This window comes from Bartonella sp. B23, assembly GCF_053793815.1.
On sequence record NZ_CP200033.1, the window covers coordinates 1,699,809 to 1,721,288 of the forward strand.

At 38.7% G+C, this 21,480-nt stretch carries 17 protein-coding genes and 1 tRNA gene; 7 read left to right on the plus strand and 11 right to left on the minus strand.

From position 1 onward, the window contains the following. Positions 1–48 precede the first annotated feature (48 nt). Together cmk and aroA are read right to left on the minus strand one after the other, a co-directional pair. Positions 49–696, minus strand: coding sequence for a (d)CMP kinase (gene cmk, locus V4B17_RS07360; protein ID WP_455479482.1), 648 nt, complete (start codon positions 694–696; stop codon positions 49–51). Next, a complete protein-coding gene (gene aroA / locus V4B17_RS07365; protein WP_455479483.1) occupies positions 693–2,021 on the minus strand; it encodes a 3-phosphoshikimate 1-carboxyvinyltransferase in 1,329 nt (442 codons plus the stop codon). The genes cmk and aroA overlap by 4 nt, the downstream gene beginning before the upstream one ends. A gap of 185 nt (positions 2,022–2,206) precedes the next feature. Here aroA and V4B17_RS07370 point away from each other — a divergent pair, with 185 nt between their 5' ends. The 3 genes from V4B17_RS07370 to ilvD all read left to right on the plus strand — a co-directional run bounded on the left by V4B17_RS07370 (position 2,207) and on the right by ilvD (position 5,238). Then, positions 2,207–2,587 (plus strand): TIGR02300 family protein, encoded by a 381-nt coding sequence (locus V4B17_RS07370; protein WP_455466162.1) that lies wholly within the window; start codon positions 2,207–2,209, stop codon positions 2,585–2,587. Positions 2,588–2,678: 91 nt separating this feature from the next. Next, positions 2,679–2,754, plus strand: a tRNA-Ala gene (locus V4B17_RS07375). 645 nt (positions 2,755–3,399) lie between these two features. Beyond that, on the plus strand, positions 3,400–5,238 hold the full coding sequence (ilvD, locus tag V4B17_RS07380) for a dihydroxy-acid dehydratase (RefSeq protein WP_455479484.1): 1,839 nt from the start codon (positions 3,400–3,402) through the stop codon (positions 5,236–5,238). Between the two features lie 352 nt (positions 5,239–5,590). Here the strand turns inward: ilvD and mutS are convergent, their stop codons facing one another. Then, entirely contained in the window at positions 5,591–8,326 is a 2,736-nt protein-coding gene (mutS, locus tag V4B17_RS07385) for a DNA mismatch repair protein MutS (protein WP_455479485.1), read from the minus strand. 224 nt (positions 8,327–8,550) lie between these two features. Here mutS and V4B17_RS07390 point away from each other — a divergent pair, with 224 nt between their 5' ends. Next, positions 8,551–10,848, plus strand: coding sequence for an NADP-dependent malic enzyme (locus tag V4B17_RS07390; RefSeq protein ID WP_455479486.1), 2,298 nt, complete (start codon positions 8,551–8,553; stop codon positions 10,846–10,848). 51 nt (positions 10,849–10,899) lie between these two features. Here V4B17_RS07390 and secB read toward each other — a convergent pair whose 3' ends face one another. Then, entirely contained in the window at positions 10,900–11,376 is a 477-nt protein-coding gene (secB, locus tag V4B17_RS07395; protein WP_455479487.1) for a protein-export chaperone SecB, read from the minus strand. 141 nt (positions 11,377–11,517) lie between these two features. Then, a complete protein-coding gene (locus V4B17_RS07400) occupies positions 11,518–12,024 on the minus strand; it encodes an FxsA family protein (protein WP_455479488.1) in 507 nt (168 codons plus the stop codon). Between the two features lie 182 nt (positions 12,025–12,206). On the opposite strand from V4B17_RS07400, the gene V4B17_RS07405 reads away from it, so the two are divergent. Together V4B17_RS07405 and V4B17_RS07410 are read left to right on the plus strand one after the other, a co-directional pair. Then, on the plus strand, positions 12,207–12,899 hold the full coding sequence (locus V4B17_RS07405) for a Tim44/TimA family putative adaptor protein (RefSeq protein WP_455479489.1): 693 nt from the start codon (positions 12,207–12,209) through the stop codon (positions 12,897–12,899). A gap of 56 nt (positions 12,900–12,955) precedes the next feature. Then, positions 12,956–13,546: a Smr/MutS family protein gene (locus tag V4B17_RS07410; protein WP_455479490.1), complete on the plus strand. Its 591-nt coding sequence runs from the start codon at positions 12,956–12,958 to the stop codon at positions 13,544–13,546. Between the two features lie 873 nt (positions 13,547–14,419). Here V4B17_RS07410 and V4B17_RS07415 read toward each other — a convergent pair. The 4 genes from V4B17_RS07415 to V4B17_RS07430 all read right to left on the minus strand — a co-directional run bounded on the left by V4B17_RS07415 (position 14,420) and on the right by V4B17_RS07430 (position 18,983). Next, entirely contained in the window at positions 14,420–15,004 is a 585-nt protein-coding gene (locus V4B17_RS07415; protein ID WP_455479491.1) for a MoaF-related domain-containing protein, read from the minus strand. Between the two features lie 812 nt (positions 15,005–15,816). Next, a complete protein-coding gene (locus V4B17_RS07420) occupies positions 15,817–16,803 on the minus strand; it encodes an Hsp33 family molecular chaperone (RefSeq protein WP_455479492.1) in 987 nt (328 codons plus the stop codon). A 32-nt stretch (positions 16,804–16,835) separates the two neighbouring features. Next, positions 16,836–17,771, minus strand: coding sequence for an ornithine carbamoyltransferase (argF, locus tag V4B17_RS07425; RefSeq protein WP_455479493.1), 936 nt, complete (start codon positions 17,769–17,771; stop codon positions 16,836–16,838). Between the two features lie 30 nt (positions 17,772–17,801). Then, a complete protein-coding gene (locus tag V4B17_RS07430) occupies positions 17,802–18,983 on the minus strand; it encodes an acetylornithine transaminase (RefSeq protein ID WP_455480216.1) in 1,182 nt (393 codons plus the stop codon). A gap of 467 nt (positions 18,984–19,450) precedes the next feature. Between V4B17_RS07430 and V4B17_RS07435 the strand changes: the two genes are divergently transcribed. Further along, the gene (locus V4B17_RS07435; protein WP_455479494.1) at positions 19,451–19,984 is read left to right on the plus strand and encodes a GcrA family cell cycle regulator; all 534 of its coding nucleotides are present in this window, start codon (positions 19,451–19,453) and stop codon (positions 19,982–19,984) included. 659 nt (positions 19,985–20,643) lie between these two features. Here the strand turns inward: V4B17_RS07435 and V4B17_RS07440 are convergent. Both V4B17_RS07440 and V4B17_RS07445 read right to left on the minus strand, forming a co-directional pair. After that, positions 20,644–21,237 carry a DsbE family thiol:disulfide interchange protein gene (locus V4B17_RS07440; protein WP_455479495.1) on the minus strand — a complete coding sequence of 198 codons (594 nt, stop codon included), beginning with the start codon at positions 21,235–21,237 and terminating at the stop codon, positions 20,644–20,646. Beyond that, positions 21,212–21,463 carry a hypothetical protein gene (locus tag V4B17_RS07445; RefSeq protein ID WP_455479496.1) on the minus strand — a complete coding sequence of 84 codons (252 nt, stop codon included), beginning with the start codon at positions 21,461–21,463 and terminating at the stop codon, positions 21,212–21,214. The genes V4B17_RS07440 and V4B17_RS07445 overlap by 26 nt, the downstream gene beginning before the upstream one ends. Positions 21,464–21,480 lie beyond the last annotated feature (17 nt).

Consider the following 21,480-nt stretch of genomic DNA (forward strand, 5'->3'; position numbering starts at 1 on the left):
TATATAAGAAGAAAAATTAGCGCTTGGCCGGAAATTACCTTGACGACTTCATTCAATTATATGTGCTTTTATGATTGGATCAACAAAAGCGCATGCAATTGTAAATGTCGTTTCTATACTCAATTCTGACGTATCAAGCAAGTGGGCGTTATTTGCTGGTTTTAATGGGTTTTGTTTGCGGGTTATATCACGACGATCACGTCGTTCAAGTTGAGCTAGGATTTCATGATAATTTGCTTGAATTCCTTGTTCTAAAGTTTCTTGATAGCGACGTTTTGCCCTTGTTTGAATGTTGGCTAAAACATAAAGCTTAACATCAGCATTTGGGCAGACAACGGTACCAATATCGCGGCCATCAAGAACGCTGCCAGGCAAAATTTTAGTAAAGTTACGTTGTTTAGCAACAAGAATTTCACGTACAGCTGGGATAATTGCTATTTTTGAGGCGGCTTCGCCAAGTTCATGAGAAGAAAGAACGTCCGGATTTAAAGTATTAAAATCAAGTTCTTTAGCACAAGCAATCGCACTTTTTTCATCATCAAAAGCAAATTTTTGTTGCAACAGTGCATAAGCAACACCGCGATAAGTGAGACCGGTATCGAGGTGGTGAAGACAATAATGCGTAGCAATTTTTCGTGCTAATGTCCCTTTCCCTGATGCTGCTGGTCCATCAATGGCTATAATAAAAGGTTTCAAGAAATTTTTCCCCCCAATTGTTTTATGAAAGGAACAAACTCTGGGAAGCTGGTAGAGATCATTCGTTTGTCGTCAATAGTAACAGGTTTTTCTGAGATTAACCCAAAAACCAGAAAGCACATAGCAATTCGATGATCAAGATGCGTGGTGACGTTTCCACCACCCAATCCTTTTGCGGAGCCTTTTCCATGAACAATAAGAAAATTTTCACCTTCTTCACAATTCACATTATTAATCTTTAGTCCTTGAGCAATTGCAGAGAGTCGATCCGATTCTTTAACGCGCAATTCTTCAATTCCGTGCATAACGGTTTTACCTTCAGCAAAGGCTGCTGCTACCGCCAAAACGGGATATTCATCAATCATTGATGGGGCGCGTTCTTTGGGCACAGTGATACCTTTTAGTGTTGATGATTGAACGTGCAAATCGGCAACATCCTCTCCACCTGTTTGACGTTTGTTTAAAAGTTCAATTTGAGCACCCATTTCCCATAATGTTTCGATAAATCCCATTCGAGAAGGATTTATGAGAACATTTTCAAGAGTAATATCAGAATCTTCTACAAGAAGGGCTGCGATAAGTGGAAAAGCGGCAGAAGAGGGATCACCTGGGATATCAATTTCTTGTCCAGTAAGGTGTGGTTGACCACTGAGATGGATGAAACGTGTTCCGTCTGCATCTGTTTCTATCTCAAGTTCAGCACCAAATGCTTTTAACATTTTTTCTGTATGGTCTCGTGTGAGAATCGGTTCAATAACAGTTGTGGTACCAGCGGTATTGAGTCCAGCAAGCAGGATTGCTGATTTAACTTGGGCAGAAGCCATTGGAATACGGTAGCGAATCGGGTTAGCCATTTTCGGGCCATAGAGCGTTAAAGGGAGACGATCGCCATATGTTGCTTCAATTTCAACACCCATTAATCGTAATGGGTCTAAGATACGTCCCATTGGACGTTTGGAGAGAGAGTCGTCACCGATAAAGGTTGTTTTCATATGATAAGAACCAACCATCCCCATGACCAAGCGGGCACCTGTGCCAGCATTGCCGAAATTTAAAGGTTCTTGTGCAGCCAAGAGGCAACCATTTCCGGTTCCTCGAATAATCCAGAGATCATCTTTTCTATGAATGCATGCACCCATAGCTTGCATAGCAGTAGCGGTATTGAGAACGTCGTCGCTTTCAAGTAATCCGTAGATACATGTTTCACCACTTGCTAATCCTCCCAATATAAGAGATCGATGTGAAATTGATTTATCTCCTGGTATTCTAATTTTTCCGGAAAGACTGGTAGATTGGTAGGAAGTTATGGGTATTGCTTTTTTCATAGAAATTATATTTAATTTTATCCAAATTTTATTGAGTTAAGCATCCTTTAGCATATGCTTTGAGAAGCGTCATGAGAAAATCCGTGTGAAACGACGTATTTATCTTTGACAAAGGCATTATCTTTCGATTAAGGAGCATAAAATTTGTGTTTAATGAATGATAGCTAACCAAAGAGGCACGATCCATGGCAAAACAGGAACTTGGAACCAAACGTGTTGACCCGGAAACGGGAAAAAAGTTTTATGATCTTAATCGCGATCCCATTGTGTCACCTTATACGGGGATTTCTTATCCGCGTTCTTATTTTGAGGTTGTGGCAGCTGAAGCAAGCAGTGAGGAAGAGGTTGATACTGAAGAACTTGATACAGCGCTTGAAAAATCTGCCTTTATGCTTCTTGAAGAAGATGGGGATGATTCTAAAGATGATGATATTCCTGATTTGGAAGATAGTGATGTGGACCTGGGTGATGATGATGACACGTTTTTGTCTCATGATGAAGATGACGATGATGATGATGTTACCGGTATTATCGGAGGTGGTGTTGCTAATGATGATGATCTTTAAAAGAAGTCGGAGGGTGTTCTTTTTATTGAATATAAATTCTTCTTGACTTTCAATTTTTTTCGTCCTTTTGAGAGATAATCTGTCTTTGTGGGGGGCTATAGCTCAGCTGGGAGAGCGCTTGCATGGCATGCAAGAGGTCAGCGGTTCGATCCCGCTTAGCTCCACCAATCAAGACTCTATTTGTTTAATAAAGCATCAGCATTTACTTTACTGAAGAGGTGCTACTTGTAGCTATAGTAATTTCCAGATAATGATTTCTCTACGAATATCAAGACGGTTTTTATGGGTAGCGGAGTGTATTTTCCAATGATTTCGTGACGCCTCTGTATGCACTTATTCATTATACATTTTTATAGTTTATAAGATTTAAACAATTTTATTGTCATAAAAGTGAACGAATAAGTTGATGATATTTTTGTGATACGCACCAAAAGAAAAGCGAGCAGTTTATTATTTGTGACATAATGCATAATGCTTATAAAAGCATTTGGAGAGAGGTGTCATCAATGAAGGTTGTTTTATGCGATAAAAATCAACCCTTGTTGTTCTAACGTAAGTAAATGTTTATTTTAATATTATCGCTTAAATACAAAGGTTTTTACGCAGCCAAAAGGCAGTTATTATAGGATTCTACTTTCTCAAAAAATTTACTGGATGATGCGCTATTGAAAAAGGTTTATGCATGTTTTCCAATGTTGTAATTTAAATGTCTCAATAGAGATATTATCCTTTATTGATGCGCGAGAGCTCTTGTTTTTAAGGTTATCTTGCAGCACAACAGAGAAAATGGAATTATTTGAGGGGAAAAAATAATGCCTTCTTACCGTTCAAGAATATCAACTCATGGGCGCAATATGGCAGGAGCTCGTAGTCTTTGGCGTGCAACAGGGATGAAAGAGACAGATTTTGGCAAACCAATTATCGCGATTGCTAATTCTTTCACGCAATTTGTACCGGGGCACGTCCATTTAAAAGATCTTGGGCAATTGGTGGCACAAAAAATAGTTGCTTCTGGTGGTGTTGCGAAAGAATTTAACACAATTGCGATAGATGATGGAATTGCTATGGGGCACGATGGAATGCTTTATTCTTTGCCTTCACGTGAAATCATTGCTGATTCTGTTGAATATATGGTCAATGCTCATTGTGCTGATGCACTTGTCTGTATTTCCAATTGTGACAAGATTACGCCCGGTATGTTAATGGCTTCTTTACGGTTGAATATTCCAACAATCTTTGTTTCAGGTGGTCCTATGGAAGCAGGTAAGATTAAATGGAAAGATCAAAATCTGAGCGTTGATTTAGTTGATGCTATGATTGCTGCAGCTTCAGAAAATAACTCAGAAGAAGAAGTTGCTGAAATAGAGCTTGCTGCCTGTCCTACATGCGGTTCTTGTTCAGGAATGTTTACTGCGAATTCTATGAATTGTTTAACTGAAGCATTGGGGCTTTCTCTCCCTGGAAATGGTTCAATATTAGCAACGCATGTAGACCGTCGAATGCTTTTTGAAGAAGCCGGACGGCAAATTATTGCGTTGGTTAAGCGTTATTACGAAGAAGACGATGGAACAGTTTTACCGCGTTCTATTGCTTCGCGCAAAGCTTTTGAAAATGCAATGACTGTTGATATTGCCATGGGGGGATCAACTAACACAGTTTTACATCTTTTAGCAGCGGCACAAGAAGGTGAGGTGGATTTTACCATGAAGGATATTGATCGCCTTTCACGTCGTATTCCTGTTTTATGCAAGGTTGCACCTGCTGTTTCCAATGTGCATATGGAGGATGTTCATCGTGCTGGTGGTATTATGGGGCTTTTGGGTGAATTAGATGCAGCTGGACTCATTGATACATCTGTTTACACGGTGCATGCGAAAACAATGAAAGAAGCTCTCTGTCGATGGAATGTAAAACAGACAAATGAAACAAGGACTCATGAATTTTATCGCGCTGCCCCAGGTGGTATCTCGACGCAAACAGCTTTTAGCCAATTTTGTCGTTATGATACCCTTGATCTTGATCGTAAAAAAGGTGTAATCCGTGATATTGAACATGCTTATTCGCAAGATGGAGGATTGGCTGTTCTTTATGGAAATCTTGCAGAAGATGGTTGCATTGTAAAAACAGCAGGTGTTGATCCGTCGATTTTAAATTTTAAAGGTCCAGCAAAGATTTTTGAGAGCCAAGATTCAGCTGTTTCGGCAATTTTAACTGATAAAATTAATTCAGGCGATATCGTTTTAATCCGTTATGAAGGTCCACGCGGTGGGCCTGGAATGCAAGAAATGCTCTATCCCACGAGCTATCTCAAATCTAAAGGATTGGGAAAAGTTTGTGCACTTGTAACCGATGGTCGATTTTCTGGAGGATCTTCAGGGCTTTCTATCGGACATATTTCACCAGAAGCAGCTGAAGGAGGCGCAATTGCTCTGGTAGAAGAGGGAGATATAATAGAAATAGACATCCCTAACCGCACTATTCATATGTTGGTAGATGATATTGAGATTATGCGCCGTCGTGTCAAAATGAAAGAAAAAGGAAACGCCGCTTGGCAACCGGTTGAGGAGCGTAAGCGTAAAGTTTCAAAGGCGCTTAAAGCTTATGCAGCTATGACAACTTCTGCTGCCAAGGGTGCGGTTCGGAGTATATGATTTAAGTGAGGAATCCAGTTTGTAAAAGATGCGTGGGGAGGGAGAGATTTTGATAGGCATTATTTCATAATATTCCAAGTTGATTATTTTACATGCTCAGGAAGAATATTTTAAATTAGAATTGGTAAGATTTTAGCAAAAAGATAAAAGTGGAGTAATACGATTATTGAGCGTTATGAACTTCTTTTTTGTATAAAAAATTGGTTTCAGAAGGTATAGCGCCATTGTTTTCTCAGTATTGACTTTAGTACTGCTTAAGAGATATCGTGTAAAAGCGATGATAATACGGTGAAAAATCAATACGAGTTAAGCTATCAAGAGAAAACACCATTTTTGATTTTCTACAAAAGATTTAGTGTTTTTCTAGTTGTTTGAGGCGGTAAAGCGCTTCTAAAGCTTGCTTAGGAGAGAGTTCATCAGGATGGATATTTTCTAATGCTTTATGAAGTGCACAATGTGTTTGTGTCTCTTGATTGATAGGAGATATTGCCTTAAGAGAGAAGAGTGGCAGGTCATCAATTAATTTATGCCTTTTTCCAGCCATTTCGCTTTGCTCTAATTGATGTAGAACGTTTGTAGCACGTGTAATAACCGCTTCAGGAAGTCCAGCAAGTTTTGCAACTTGTACTCCGTAAGACCGGTCAGCAGCTCCCGGTGTCACCTCATGAAGGAAAACAACCTCGCCATTCCAATTTTTGACTTTCATTGTTACATTATGGAGGCGGTTAAGCTTCTCGGTAAGTGCGGTCATTTCATGAAAATGTGTTGCGAGAATAGCACGACACTGATTAACTTCGTGAAGATATTCAACAGCTGCCCAAGCAATTGAAAGTCCATCAAAAGTTGATGTCCCCCGTCCGATTTCATCAAGGATAACAAGAGAATTGCGGCTTGCATGATTAAGAATCGTTGCTGTTTCGACCATTTCCATCATAAAGGTTGAGCGTCCCCGTGCGAGATCGTCAGAAGCACCAACACGACTAAATAAACGATCAACAACGCCAATATGCGCTGAGGTTGCTGGAACAAAAGAACCCATTTGCGCCATAATGGCGATGAGGGCATTTTGCCGCAAGAAAGTTGATTTCCCTCCCATGTTTGGCCCTGTCAACAGCCAGATTGCTGCATATTGATGATTTTCTTGCACAGAGAGGTTACAATTATTGGCAACAAAGGGTTCTGTCGCTTGTTTTTGAAGTGCCTGCTCTACAACAGGATGACGTCCTGCAGTGATATGAAAGGTAAGTGATTGATCAATTTTAGGACGACAATATCCTTGTTCTTCAGCAAGATGCGCTAAAGCAATAGAGACATCCAAAATAGCAAGCGCTTCGGCAGCGCTACGAATAAAGTCAGCTTTTTCGGTAATTTCATAAACAAGAGTATCAAAAATTTCCAGCTCAAGGGTCAGCGCATGGTTAGCTGCGTGGGCAATACGGCTTTCCAGTTCGGCAAGCTCAGTTGTGGTAAAACGCATAGCATTTGCCATTGTTTGTCTGTGAATAAAATGTGCTTTTGCTTGTGCGGTATCTGTGAGAGCTGATGCTTGTAAATTGGTTACTTCAATGAAATAGCCTAGGATATTGTTATGCTTTATTTTGAGTGTTTTAATATCTGTTTCTTGGGCATATTTTGCTTGAAGTTCAGCAATAACACGGCGTGATTCATCGCGCAGAGCGCGCATTTCATCGAGTTCTTTGTGATAATTGGAACGAATAAAACCACCATCTCGTTTAAGCAAAGGAAGATCATCAGCTAATGCTTGCTCTAAATGTAAATGCAAGGCAGCAGGTAAATGTAAGAATATTTCTTGTATATCACTTATTTCTTCTGGGAGCAATTCATTGTTAAGAAGCTGATTAAGTTGACAAATAATTTCAAAACCACGCTGAATCGCGGCCATATCACGTGGTCCTCCTCGTCCAAGAGCCAAACGTGAAACTGCGCGGGGCATATCTGGCCCCCCTTTCAAAATAAATTTTATAGCTTCTGCAAGAGATGTACTACGCAGAAAAAAGGCAACCGAATCTAGGCGCTTATCAATAGCTGAAGGTATCGTTAGGGGAGCAATAAGTCTGTCAACAAGAAGGCGTGATCCCCCTCCTGTTACAGTACGATCAATAGCTTTTAATAAACTTCCATCACGTTGACCAGATGTCGTTCGAACAAGCTCAAGATTCATCCTCGTTGCAGCATCAATAAAAAGAGTAGCACTCTCATTTTGGCGTTCAGGGCGCATAAGCGGAGGACGGTGAGTAATTTGTGTTTTTTCGATATAACGAATAGCAGCAGCGATTGCAGAAAGTTCTGGACGTGAATAATCGTCTACACCTTCAAGGGTTGAGAGTTTAAAATAATTGCAAATATCCCGTTCAGCGGTTATTGTATCAAAAAGATTAGCGGGTTGCGGTGAAATGATACGATCAAGAACATTAAAAAGCGATTTATGAGACTTATCATGAAAAAAGGAATCAGCGACAATAATTTCTTGTGGGTCCACGCGCATAATGTCTGCTAAAAGTTTTTCATGGCAACTTTCTGTTACACGAAATATACCTGTTGAGATGTCAATCCAGGAAAGGGCGAACTCATCTCCGTCGCTGGTTTTTATGCGGGCAAGTGTCATTAGATAATTTGCGCGTGTTGGATCAAGAAGTTTTTCTTCTGTTATAGTTCCAGGTGTGACAAGGCGCACAACATCTCGCCGAACAACAGATTTTGAACCACGCTTTTTTGCTTCTGTAGGATCTTCTGTCTGTTCACAAACAGCAACACGATAACCGTGAGCAATGAGTTTTTGCAAATAATCATCAGCAGCATGAACAGGAACACCACACATAGGAATATCTTCACCTAGATGTTTTCCACGTGTTGTAAGTGTAATTCCTAAGGCTTGAGCTGCTTCGACTGCATCATTAAAAAACAATTCATAAAAATCACCCATACGGTAAAAGAGCAGAGAATCATTATTAACTGCTTTGATTTCTATATATTGCTCCATCATTGGTGTAAGGCGCTTTTGATGAAGAGCAGATGAGGACAGCGGTTGTAGGATTGAATTGCTTTTATGATCGTTTTTTTTATCCATTTTTACGTGCTTGTTTCTCTCAAGTGAAGCTTGAATGCCCTTTTTTGTTTACTTCAATGTCTATCTTCATTATTTCTATTGTTTTTGAATTGAAAGGCATGAACACAAACAGGTCTACCAGAGTAAGCATAGCGATTTCTAGCATATGAATCAAATTTAAAAATTGGATAATGGCAGACATTATCGGACATAGTTTGCACTATTTTTGGAGAAAATGAAGTGAGATGAAAAAAATTGAATCGGATCAGAAAACGCATCAAATGGTTTATAGTGCTATTGAGCGAGAAGCACTTGATTTTCATAGCCGTGGTCGACCAGGTAAGCTTGAAATTGTTGCAACGAAGTCCATGGCAACGCAGCATGATTTAGCACTTGCTTATTCACCAGGAGTTGCTGTTCCAGTAAGAGCAATTGCTCAAAATCCAGTGCTGGCTTATAATTATACAACAAAAGGCAATCTTGTCGCTGTTATATCAAATGGGACTGCTATTTTAGGTTTAGGAAATTTAGGCGCATTAGCATCTAAGCCGGTGATGGAAGGCAAAGCCGTACTTTTTAAGCGCTTTGCGGATATTGATGCAATTGACCTGGAAGTTGATACGAATGACACGGAAAGTTTTATTAATTTAGTGCGCCATTTAGGACCTTCTTTTGGTGGTATTAATCTTGAAGACATTAAAGCACCTGAGTGTTTTATTATTGAGAGTCGCTTACGCGAGATCATGAATATTCCTGTTTTTCACGACGATCAACATGGTACAGCAATCATTGTGGCTGCTGGTGTGCTTAATGCTTTGTATTTAACTGGACGCGATATGCAAAATACGCGGTTAGTCTGTAATGGTGCTGGTTCTGCAGGGATCGCTTGTATTGAACTCATTAAAGCAATAGGATTTCGACCTGAAAACATTATATTATGTGACACTAAGGGTGTTGTCTATGAAGGTCGGGAAGAGGGGATGAATCAATGGAAGGCTGCTCATGCTGTTCGAACCGATAAACGCACTCTCGCCGAAGCGATGGAAGATGCTGACATGTTTTTTGGGGTTTCTGCTAAAGGAGCAATTACTTCTGATATGGTAAAATCGATGGCACCTCAACCGATTATTTTTGCCATGGCTAATCCTGATCCAGAAATTACGCCGGAAGAAGTTATGCTGGTGCGTCGTGATGCCATTGTAGCGACAGGCCGTTCCGATTATCCAAATCAGATTAACAATGTTCTTTGCTTTCCTTATATTTTTCGTGGTGCGCTTGATGTGCGTGCAACAACCATAAATGAGGACATGAAGATCGCTGCTGCAAGAGCTTTGGCGGACTTAGCTCATGAGGAAGTTCCTGACAGCGTTGCGGAAGCTTATCGTGGAAAGCGATTAAAATTTGGTCCGAATTATATCATCCCTGTTCCTTTTGATCCGCGTTTATTTACTGTTGTTTCAATGGCGGTGGCAAAAGCAGCGATGGAAAGCGGTGTTGCGCAAAGGCACATTGATGATTTAGAGGCCTATGAACGTGATTTGAATGCAAGACGTGACCCTATTTCATCGATGATGCGTGGTGTTTATAATCATGTTCGTCAAGCACCAAAACAAATTGTTTTTGTAGAAGGTGAAGAAGAACAGGTAATGCGGGCCGCTGTGTCTTATGTTCATCAAAAACTGGGGCAGGCGATTTTAATTGGTCGTGAAGAGCAAGTTAAGGAAACTGCTGCTGTTGCTGGTATTGATCTTCAGTGTGAAGGCATTTCTATCATGAATGCCAAGCTTTCTTGTCGCACGGATGCTTATGCTGATTATCTTTATAAGAAAATGCAGCGCCAAGGTTGGCTGTTACGTGATTGTCATCGCCGTATCAATAATGATCGCAATTATTTTTCTGCTTGTATGGTAGCATTAGGGGATGCTGATGCAATGGTGACAGGGGTCACACGCAATTATGAAACAGTATTGATTGATATTCGTCGAGCAATTTCTGAGAAACCAAAAGAAAGGTTGATTGGTATTTCGATGGCAATTTGCCGTGGGCGAACTGTATTTATTGCAGATACAGCTATTTATGAAAAGCCGAATGCTGAAGAACTTGCTGATATAGCGGAACAGACAGCTTCTTTTGTTCGTGGATTTGGATATCAACCACGGGTAGCATTTGTAGCATTTTCCACTTTTACCTATATGGAAGGATCGGTTACACAACATATTCAAGATGCTGTTAATATTTTACATAAACGCAATGTTGATTTTGAGTTTGATGGAGAAATGAGTGCTGATGTGGCGCTTAATTCAAAATTGATGCAACAGTATCCTTTTATGAGATTAACGGAACCTGCCAATATTTTGGTGATGCCTGGATATCATGCATCTTCTATTGCTAGTAAAATGTTGCAAGAGCTTGGTGAAGCAACTATCATCGGCCCTATTTTGATTGGGTTGGAGAGATCTGTCCAAATCGTTCCGTTTAGTGGAAGTGATACAGATGTTGTTAATATTGCAATGCTTGCCGCTTATCATGCGAAGAAGCTATAAAAGATGAAAGGTCTCTAATACTTTAGGACCTTTTTGTTTAAAAGTGAACATTTATGATGGTTGTGTTTGGCTATTTTTTTGTTCTTCAGCAACGCGTTTTTGAAAAAGTGTTGCAAAATCAATTGGGTCAATCCACAAAGGTGGAAATCCACCATTTTGGGTAGCATCAGATATGATTTGCCGAGCAAATGGGAACAAGAGACGGGGACATTCAATAAAAACAAGTGGCATCACATGCTCTTGAGGAATATTTTCAAGATGGAAAACACCACCGTAAATAAGTTCTACATGAAACAGTACTTCAGTATCATCATTGGCTTTGACCAAGAGGGACAAAACGACATCATAATTGTCATCACCAATTGGATTAGCGTTGACATTAATGTTGATATCGATTTGTGGTGCCTTTTCCCGTGGATGCAGTGAACGAGGAGCGTTTGGATTTTCAAATGAAAAATCTTTTAAATATTGAGTCAATACAGCAAAAACGGGTTCTCCACCATTGTTGTTAATTTCACCTTTGGCCATACTAAAAACCTCTCATCATAATGTATGTATTTCTATCTTATATCTAAAGATTAAGGCTGGTTATCATGCCTTGCAAAAGGTTGCAAGGAACGCTTTCCTTGTCGTGATGATTTTTTTAGTTCGTTACAATTTTTTGGTATTTCAAGGATTATCATCATTTTTACGCCATGAAGATTCTGTTACATCATGAATTTTGTAGTCTTCTGCTTTAAGATCGATTATTTTTTCAGGCTCACTTTTGGCGTTGGTGTTATTTTTAGTGTGAGTATTCATTTTATTGTTGAGTGATGAAAACAAATACCAGACAACAGGACGGATTGGTTTAATAAGAAATAATATTCCCAAAATATCACTTACAAAGCCAGGAAGAATAAGCAAAATTGCGCCAATAATGATGAAGGCATCATTGATAACATCATTTTCTAATGTATGTTCTTGAATAAGTTCATGTTGTATACTTTTTAAGAGGTTAAGACCTTGAATTCGCAGTAAAATGCTTCCAACCATTGTTGTAAAAATGATCAAACTCAAAGTTGCCAAAATTCCAATTTCTTTTCCGACAAAGATAAAACCTGCGATTTCAATTAAGAGAACGCCAAGGGCAATAATGATAAAAAAACGAGGATTTATAAGATAAGACTTGATCACATAAAAATTCCCTTTGTAAGGTTTGGAGTAGAAAATTATAGGAGCTATCCTTTTTAAATTTAAAAATTAGGGCTATAAAAGTATTTGAATAGTAGATTACCCGTTTTACATGTTTATTTATAAATGATATTGACAGCAAGGTTTATTACAGATCATTTTAGGTTTGGAGATTGACAGCGCCCATGGAATTTGACGTCGTACTTTTCGTAGCTCTTGTTATTATGGTTATTGTTTTTGTGCAACTCCGTAATGTATTGGGAAAACGGATTGGTTTTGAAAAGCCTCCCTTTGACCCTTATTCGGATCGTTCTAAAAAACAGGTCGAGGCAGAAACGATTGACAATACTGTTTCGTTCCCTCATCAAGTTAATTCGCAAAAAGGTGATTTTAGCGAAATTGACGCGATTTCACCAGAGGGAAGTGAACTGAATAGAGGTTTGCGTGCGCTGCGCCAGAGTGATCCTCACTTTTCTCCCCAATTTTTTATAAAAGGTGCTCAAGTTGCCTATGAAATGATTGTAACAGCTTTTGCCAAAGGTGATCGCAATCAACTTAAGAGCTTGCTTTCGCAGAATGTTTTTGAAAGTTTTTGTGCGGCCATTGAGCAACGCGAAAAAAATAATGAAAGGGTTCAATTTACTTTTGTTGGAATTAATAAAATCGAGTTTGTTGCAGCAAAAATGCAAGAAAAAGAACAATTTTTAACTGTGCGGATTGTTAGTGAAATTATTTCTGTTACCTATAATGAACAGGAAGAACTGATAGACGGTGATCCTGGTGCTATTGTTGAAATTAGGGATGTTTGGACTTTTGTTCGCAATAGTCTATCGTCAGATCCCAACTGGAAGCTTTTTGCAACAGAAGATGAAAATTAAAGTGTTTTTCATCCTAAGATCATATCAATAAAGTTTATGAGAGACTGAAAATTCCAATGTCTACGGGTAAATGGAGACAAAAAAGAGATCCATTGGTTGCGCAGGATCGTCTACTGTGGGAGATGGTTTGTCGCACAATAATACCGCTTCATGATAAGTCTCATTCTTCTATTCCAAGAGATGCTGCAAATATCGACAATAAAAAACAGCACGGAACACAAATCCCTCTGTTGATTCAGGTAAATAAACAGAGATCAATAGGGGCTAAAAGAGAAAAGAGGACGGTTGCACAAACACATGGGATCTCTTTCTTCAATCGCGTTGTACATCGTAAAATTGCCAAGGGTCATTATCCGCTTGAAGCTCGTCTTGATCTTCATGGGTGTGGGCAAGAAGAAGCCTATTTTTTCTTGAAACAATTTCTACAATCTTCTCAGCAAAAAGGATTGCGTTATGTACTCGTGATCACAGGAAAAGGTCGGTCGTACGGGAGCAATGGCGTTTTGTACCAATTTGTCCCCCATTGGTTATCAACGCCGATTTTTCAAGATTACGTTCGTGCGTTTGAGCAAGCTGCCCGTCAGCATGGTGGTGGTGGTGCGCTTTATGTTCAGTTGCGCCGCTTTATGCCTGAGAAAAGAGTATGATGTTATTTAGGCTATATTGGCTTAAGATCAGTTTTAGATATGGCGTTTGCGTAGGTAATGGTTCTCTTTGTAACACAGTCAACCATACAGCTTAATAAACTATAATTGGAGGGGTTTTGTGGATGATTCTGGGCAGATATTTTGGATATTTGTATGTTTTTTATTATTTTCTGTATAACTGCAAAACGAAAAAACTGAAAAGCATAAATGAGAAATAATCGGACTATTAGAACGAAAGAGTATTTAGAAAAAATTGCATTGATTGTGACCTTTATGCCCATTTCTTGTTCCCAGTGACATGTGTGTTTTCTTCATTTGTGCACATATTTTAAGCTATGGCATTAAACTAGATTGAGCTGCAACACGTTAAGATGAATTATACCGTTTTCAATTTTTAGTTTTCTGGATGTAATAGTTTTTTAAGAGATAACACAGATTGGCTCTGTCTTGATTATATTGTCATTGACGGTTTACTAGCTTGTGATCGATTTTTTGGCAGAATTGCCTATAGCTACGGATTTCATGTTAATTCTAATATAATTTAGCTCACATATAATAGGAAGCTTATGAAATTGTGAAATTTATTGATAAGGCGTATGTATATTTAAAAAAACCAAATCTTTCTTATTATTCATCATAAAATTGCAAATATGATGACAGAGGATAATGTGGACGACGGTTTGTATCATTTACCGGAATGCCTGTACTTGCTGCGAGTGTTATGTAAAGTCTGATTTTTTAGAAATTGAAGGAATAGGGAAAAGAAGTTCACTAAACCAATAAGGAAGTGATAACAGTAGAAAAGATTGAATATGCTACAATGAGGGCTAAGGAGTTTACGCAATAAATAAGAAAATTAAGATCGGCACAAAGTTAATGAGCATGGGAAATATAACAAAGACAGGCTGTACGCACTGATCCTTTGAAAATACAAAAAGAAAAATATAAAGCAAATATCTGCTTTCTGCAGATGTGTTGTTGAATTTTTGTAGTTCCTTTCACATGGGTGAATGAATTATCTTTTACCGCGATACTACTATAGAGTGTTCCTGTATTCCAGTCTTGAACATGAACAGCATTAGAATTCATTTTAGGTTCATGCCAGTAAACCATGAATACATTTTTACTGACTTCAATAGCGGCATATTCCACTGGATTTTCGGTGTCTTTAAAAGCACTAAATGTTCCTTTAAATGATATTTTTCGGTTATCATGGAAATTAAGTTCAAAAACAGCTCCATCAAAGTTCACTGCTGCTGCTTTGCCAATGGGGGGATAAGTATTATTTATATGCCAAGGGGTTTCGCCGGTAAAAATTTTGGCCACAAACTCAAGAAATTGTTGACTAACAAGATCAGGATATTTTTTCTTCATATCAGAAATAATGCTGGTAGAGTTCTTATGTGAGATGGCGGCATTTTTGTAGTTAGTAAGATGTTTTTTTACAAAATCAAGCAATGCTGAATTTTAATACAGTGTCCAGTGATGCCCTTTTCTGGTTTCAGTGATTGGCATATCTTCAGTGTTCTTTACCCACAAATCAATACCCTGAATGTTTGATGTATCATCCATCCAAAGATGTTTGCCGGTTAACACTGAGATACCACCAAGTACAGTTTTAAGGGAAGGGATCCATAGATAACTGTGTGCTGCATCATTTCTATTCTATCGAATATCAATATCTTGACCATCAATAATCAATTTATGAGAGGTTACAGCATCAGAAATATATAATTCTTCTGGAGCATCAGTTCCCATTGTTTCTTTCCATACGTTTCTTTTCGCACCTTTGGTAGTAGAGATTAGATATGCCGTTTGTGCAGTTGGTATTATTTGTGCTTGAGGGAACACTTTTAAAACCATATCAATAAGGCGTTGAGCGTACTTTTTTTGAAATTGTACGTCGAGAGTATGGCATCATGGTCGCCATAAATTAGTGTGGATGTAACAGGAAAAACTTCTTCAGCTCCAGGATTAAAAGTTTTCAGGTTCAGTGTGGAGGTTGAAGCTATTGTAAACAGAGCTATTGAAGTGAAAAATAGTGCGTTGGCTAGTTTTTTATTTGAATCCCTCTTTATTTAAGGTTGCTTACTCTCTGCTTATAGAAATTATAAAACTAGGGCCTAAAGTGAATTATTGTTATTCTCTTTGGCATTTTGCTTGCTTTAGGGGATAGAGATTCCTATTAATCTCTAATCTAAAGGTAGTTTGTTTCTTTTAGTAAGCTGTTATTGCTGGTCATTCGCGTGTATTATTTTATAGGATTGAATTTATGTTTTAAAACGGTAAGCTGTCGAACAAAATTCACATGTGACTGAAATATAATTATTTTCAATCATTTTGTTACGCTCATCAATAGGAAAGCTTTCCAGTATTTCTTTAATTTTTTCGCGCGAACAAGAACATTGATCGATAAGAGGAATGGGATTAAAAACTCTGACGCCTTGTTCATGGAAAAGACGGAACAACAGCTGTTTACTGCCACTTTTGGGATCGGTCAATTCTGCATGTTCAATAGTTCCTGTCAGTGCTTTGGCTTCTTGCCATTGGTTTTCAAGTTGAGAACGGGTTTTAGTTTCTTCTGGTTTTTTATTGGGTTGATATATTTTATGATGAGACGATGCTTGAGGTAAGAGTTGAGTCAAAAGTCCTCCTGCTCGCCAGTTTTTCTGCGGTTTACCTTTTTGGTTGCGGTTAACCAATATAGAGACTGCTAAGCGGATATCGGTGGGAATTTGTTCTGATTGGTCAAAATAGGCACGGGAGGCTTCTTGTAAATTTGATTCATCTAATGCAACTACCCCCTGATAGTATTGCGTGTGGGCATCTTGGTGGATGGTGAAGGCTAAAGTGCCTTTTCCAAGAAGTGTTTCTGAAGATACTTGATCATTGGCTATTGCTTGTTTTAGCTCTTCTTCATCAAAACGAGCGTACCCACGCAGATTCGATGGAGGAGAGAAGTCGCACACCAACATATTAACCGGTCCATTGGAATGGGTTTGTAAAATAAATTTTCCTTTAAGTTTTAAGGATGTCCCAAGCAGGACGGTTAAGACTAAAGCTTCTGCAAGAAGGTAAGAAACCGGTTCAGGATATTGATGTCTTGTGAGAATGGAATCTAAAATTTTCCCAAGTTGTACAGCACGCCCACGGATATCAAGTTCTTCAACTTGAAAAGGAATAACAGCGTCATCTTCACTCCAATAAACGTTGTTGAGAGAAGCTTCATCTTTGGCTTGTTCGCGTTCTTCACTCATATCTAACCTGTTATATGATTTTTCTTGGTATGCTATTGTGGAGAGAAAAACGCATCTTGTAAACACCAAGAAAGAATTGCTTTTTGAGCATGAAGACGATTTTCAGCTTCTTCGAAAACAACAGAATGCGGTCCATCGATTACGGAATCTACAACTTCTTCGCCACGATGAGCAGGCAGACAATGCATGAATAAAACATCGGGTTTAGCTAATTTCATTAAATCTTCATTAACTTGATAAGGCTGGAAAATAGAATGACTACGGGCGCGAAATTCTTGTCCCATGGAAATCCATGTGTCGGTCATAATACAATCGGCATCTTTAGCAGCTTCTTGAGGGTTGTTTGTGAGCATAATATTAGCTCCGCACTTACTTGCCCAGTTAACGTACTTTTCTTGTGGTTCATTACCTTTTGGTGTAGCAATGCGTAAATGAAAATTAAAGAGAGCCGTTGCTTCGATCAAGGAATGGAGAACATTATTCCCATCTCCCATCCAGGCAAATATTTTGCCGGCGATTGGTCCACGGTGTTCTTCGTAGGTTAGGATATCTGCTAGAATTTGGCAAGGATGGCTGTCATCTGTGAGGGCATTAATAACAGGAACTTGGGCATACTGTGCCAATTCGAGCATCCGGTGATGTGCTGTTGTGCGCATTATGATAATATCTACAAAACGTGATAATACACGCGCTGTATCAGCGATAGTTTCGCTATAACCGAGCTGCATTTCTGAGCCTGTTAACATGATCGTATTCCCACCGAGCTGACGCATACCGATATCAAATGAAACACGCGTTCGTGTCGACGGTTTTTCAAAAATCATCGCTAGTGTTTTACCAACAAAAGGCTTTGAATCCTTTCCTACTTTGAGGTTTTTTTTGATGATTTTCGCGTAGTCGATAAGAGTGCGTGCTATATGCGGGGTTAAAATAGATAAGTCAGTGAAGTGGTGAGGAGCATTTGTCATGGTATGATTACTTGCCTTTATTAGGTTCATTTACGAAAGATGAGCAACTGCTTTTTCAATACGTTGTAAGCCTTCATATATTTCTTCCTCGGTTATGATAAGGGGAGGTAATAAACGCACAATATTATTACCAGCATTAACGCATAAAAGACGTTCATTTTCTAAGGCATCAACGACAACATGAGAAGGAACAACACACTGAATTCCCACCATAAGGCCTACGCCTTGAATTGCACAGATAATTTCAGGATAAGTGTTTAAAATGGTTGAAAGTCCCTTTTTTAGCTTATAACCCATACACTGAACATGGTCGAGAAAACCCGGTTCTAGTATGATATCAAGAACACTGTTGCCTACAGCCATCCCAAGAAGATTTCCTCCAAAGGTTGATCCGTGGGTTCCTGGTGTCATACTTTTTGCAGCTTTATCTGTTGCAAGACAAGCTCCCAACGGAAATCCACCACCCAGTCCCTTTGCGAGAGTAAGAATATCAGGTGCGATATTACTCCATTCGTAAGCAAAAAGCTTTCCTGTTCGTCCAATACCTGTTTGGACTTCATCCAAAATCAATAATAGATCATTATCATCACATATCTTGCGCAAAAGCTTTAAATCTTCATACGAAACCGTTCGTATTCCTCCTTCTCCCTGAATGGGTTCAATAAGGATGGCAGCGGTATTTTTATTGATAGCCTTACGCAAGGCGTTTTCATCAAAGAAAGGAATTTGAATAAATCCACCAGCTTTGGGACCAAAACCCTTAAGATATTTTTCTTCTCCGGTGGCAGCAAGCGTTGCCAGTGTGCGCCCATGAAATGCACCTTCAAAAGTAATAATTTCAACGCGTGTTGGATGGCCAGATGCATAATGAGCGTGACGAGCAGTTTTGAATGCGCATTCTAGTGCTTCAGCACCTGAATTGCAAAAAAAGACCTTATCAGCAAAGCTGTTTGCGCAAAGACGTGCGGCAAGAGCCTCTTGTTCGGGGGATTGAAAAAGATTGGAAACATGCCAAAGTTTTTCAGCCTGTATTTTGAGGGTATCAACCAGTTTTGGATGTTCGTACCCTAATGCATTGACAGCAATGCCGGACGTGAAATCAAGATAACGCTCTTCTTTATCGGAAACAAGCCATACACCATTGCCCCGTTTGAAATGCAAATTACGTCGAGCACAGCATTGGTAAAGTGGCTGTATCGTTCTAACGTCCATCATTATTTCCTCTATGTTTTCAATTCGCAATACAACAAATAAAACAATGCTGCAAACAAAACACATTGCATTTTTTATTTTTTAGCACAGTACAATTAGTGCTTCATTACGATCAATTACTGGCATTATAGATCATTTCATCGATTGGCAAAAGCTAATGGAGGTTTTGCAAAGAACATCTGTATAAAAAATCCTTAGGCAAAAACGATAGTTTGGCCTATGGTTGATTCGCAAGTTGGGGAAAACGTTCTAAATAGACTCTTAAAGAGGGAAAGACACTTGTCATAGAGTTAGTCCATATTGTAGTTTAGCTTAGCAGACAAGATTGTATTTCAATAAGTTGAGTGAAGTTTTGTGTGCTCGGATAGAGATAAAAATTTTTCATTTGGCTCATTGAAAATATGATTGAAACATTTGAAGGGGTAAAGGAGTACCTCTCAGTGAGGTGATCAGAATGGAGTGCCGATATGAGTTGGACATGTGAACGCGTTGAACTTCTTAAGAAGCTTTGGAGTGAGGGATTAAGTGCAAGTCAGATTGCTGCTCAATTAGGTGGGGTCAGTAGGAATGCAGTAATTGGTAAAGTGCACCGATTAAAATTACCGGGACGTGGTAAGATAGCACAAGGAGCATCGCGTGCACAAAAGGTGCTTACTGGTCCGTCGTCTCCATCTCCACGTGTGCGATGTACACCATCTACAGTTTTGCCAACAAATGCTGCATCTTGCGATGTTGGAGTGACAGCTTTAAAGACGGAGTTTGTAGCAGAAGATGTAACAGAAATGGATGTACCCATGAAATCAAATGTAGTTGTGCCTATATCGCGCCAACTTAATCTTTTACAATTGAGTGAAAATACGTGTAGATGGCCTGTAGGAGATCCTTTAACGTCAGATTTTCATTTTTGTGGTGCTGATTCTGGTGAAAATAGTCCTTACTGTGCTTTTCATGCTAAGATAGCATTTCAACCAATATCTGAAAGACGACGGGTAAGAATATAAAATTTGCAGTGTAATCTCATATTTCCTCCTCTATATTAGTCATTAATATATAATTCTGCTATAGGAGAAAAATTTGCGAAGGTGAGGTTTCTGTTGAATATAAGGATCCTTTCCATCAAAGAGTTTATTTGCGTATTATTTTTTTATACTATTGTGTGGTAACGTGCTGCAAAGATGCAAGCAGCTGTCTGTTGTCATCATCTCTTTTGTTTCAGTCTTACAATTTCCTAAAGCTTTTAAAGCGATATTTAAAAAAACGGTGGAGATTAGATAAATTTCCCATCTTTTTGCCTTTTATGCTCTGTAGTGGAATTGCGCCTCGCACGAAGAACAACGCTGCTTGTTAATTGGCATACTTATTTGAAAGAAATCTCTTTTCTTGCTCCAAATTTCATCACGTATGAAAATGGTACAATTCAAGAGTGATAAATGATAGATTGTTATTTTTGTAAAAGTAAAAACCAGTACTACTTTTCTCATTTTCCAATGTTGTATCTTCTTTTATATTCCTCTTTCCCTCAAACAATTTTTATCTATACATCGCTTCTTTTTGTGACATTCAAATAAATATTTTTTAGGATTCATTTAAGGTGTGGTGGAATAAAAAAAATCTAACGATGTCCTTATTCAATAAAGAGAAATTGAATTAACTGCATGAATCAATACCTTGAATTTTTTGTCATGATAGCGTTTTCAATTTTTGGCAGGATTTTTTTCTGATAAATTTGCCACGTTAAGGGTCCAACATGTTTAGCAATAATAATGCTCTCTTTATTTAAAAGAAAGGTTTCTGGTGGTCCATATACCCCCCAGTTAATAGCTATATGACCTGAAACATCAAAACCGATAACTTTAAAAGGATTACCAAAATTGTTCAGAAAGCGTTGAGCGTTTTCTTTACTATCCTTGTAATTAATGCCAATAAGATCAAAACGTTGATCTTGTGCAATTTTCATAAGAAGGAGATGTTCTTCGCGACAGGGCAAGCACCAAGACCCCCAAAAATTAACCAATGTTACGCGTCCTTTAAATTGTTCTGAATCAAGAAAACGGTTTTCGCTACCAAAGAGAGGAAGATGTGTTTTAGGAACTTGTTTTTCAGCGAATGCGTTTGAAAAAAGAGAAGCATCATTGGGATGTTTGTTGCTCGTAAAGTAGAAAAAAAATATCATAAGAAGAAAAACACATACAAACGGACCAAAAAGGAGAGGTAATAGCATGTTCTTTTTAGATTTTTGAGGGATGATTTTCATTATATTTTTCTTTTCGAAATGGCTCTTTTTTGTTTAGCTTTTGGAGAATTTTTTTTTGGTATACAGCTTTGCAAAAGATATGCCCAATGAGACATAAGAGAGAGACTGCGGAAAGCATGTAGCTCAAAAGAACAATCTGCTCGCGGTGAAGGGTACCAAGGAACCAATCAATTTGTTGAGAGAGATTTCCTAAAAATCCGCTGTGAATGCTATTTAGGTCGAACATGGTGAAGAGTCCTGATG

Bases quoted from the DNA above. Each gene is read 5' to 3' on its own strand.
- aroA (WP_455479483.1), bottom strand. From the start codon at position 2,021: ATGAAAAAAGCAATACCCATAACTTCCTACCAATCTACCAGTCTTTCC.
- V4B17_RS07405 (WP_455479489.1), top strand. From the start codon at position 12,207: ATGGAATTTGACGTCGTACTTTTCGTAGCTCTTGTTATTATGGTTATT.
- V4B17_RS07440 (WP_455479495.1), bottom strand. From the start codon at position 21,237: ATGAAAATCATCCCTCAAAAATCTAAAAAGAACATGCTATTACCTCTC.
- secB (WP_455479487.1), bottom strand. From the start codon at position 11,376: ATGGCCAAAGGTGAAATTAACAACAATGGTGGAGAACCCGTTTTTGCT.
- V4B17_RS07370 (WP_455466162.1), top strand. From the start codon at position 2,207: ATGGCAAAACAGGAACTTGGAACCAAACGTGTTGACCCGGAAACGGGA.
- V4B17_RS07390 (WP_455479486.1), top strand. From the start codon at position 8,551: ATGAAAAAAATTGAATCGGATCAGAAAACGCATCAAATGGTTTATAGT.
- V4B17_RS07410 (WP_455479490.1), top strand. From the start codon at position 12,956: ATGTCTACGGGTAAATGGAGACAAAAAAGAGATCCATTGGTTGCGCAG.
- mutS (WP_455479485.1), bottom strand. From the start codon at position 8,326: ATGGATAAAAAAAACGATCATAAAAGCAATTCAATCCTACAACCGCTG.
- V4B17_RS07435 (WP_455479494.1), top strand. From the start codon at position 19,451: ATGAGTTGGACATGTGAACGCGTTGAACTTCTTAAGAAGCTTTGGAGT.
- V4B17_RS07445 (WP_455479496.1), bottom strand. From the start codon at position 21,463: ATGTTCGACCTAAATAGCATTCACAGCGGATTTTTAGGAAATCTCTCT.
- argF (WP_455479493.1), bottom strand. From the start codon at position 17,771: ATGACAAATGCTCCTCACCACTTCACTGACTTATCTATTTTAACCCCG.
- V4B17_RS07420 (WP_455479492.1), bottom strand. From the start codon at position 16,803: ATGAGTGAAGAACGCGAACAAGCCAAAGATGAAGCTTCTCTCAACAAC.
- ilvD (WP_455479484.1), top strand. From the start codon at position 3,400: ATGCCTTCTTACCGTTCAAGAATATCAACTCATGGGCGCAATATGGCA.
- V4B17_RS07430 (WP_455480216.1), bottom strand. From the start codon at position 18,983: ATGGACGTTAGAACGATACAGCCACTTTACCAATGCTGTGCTCGACGT.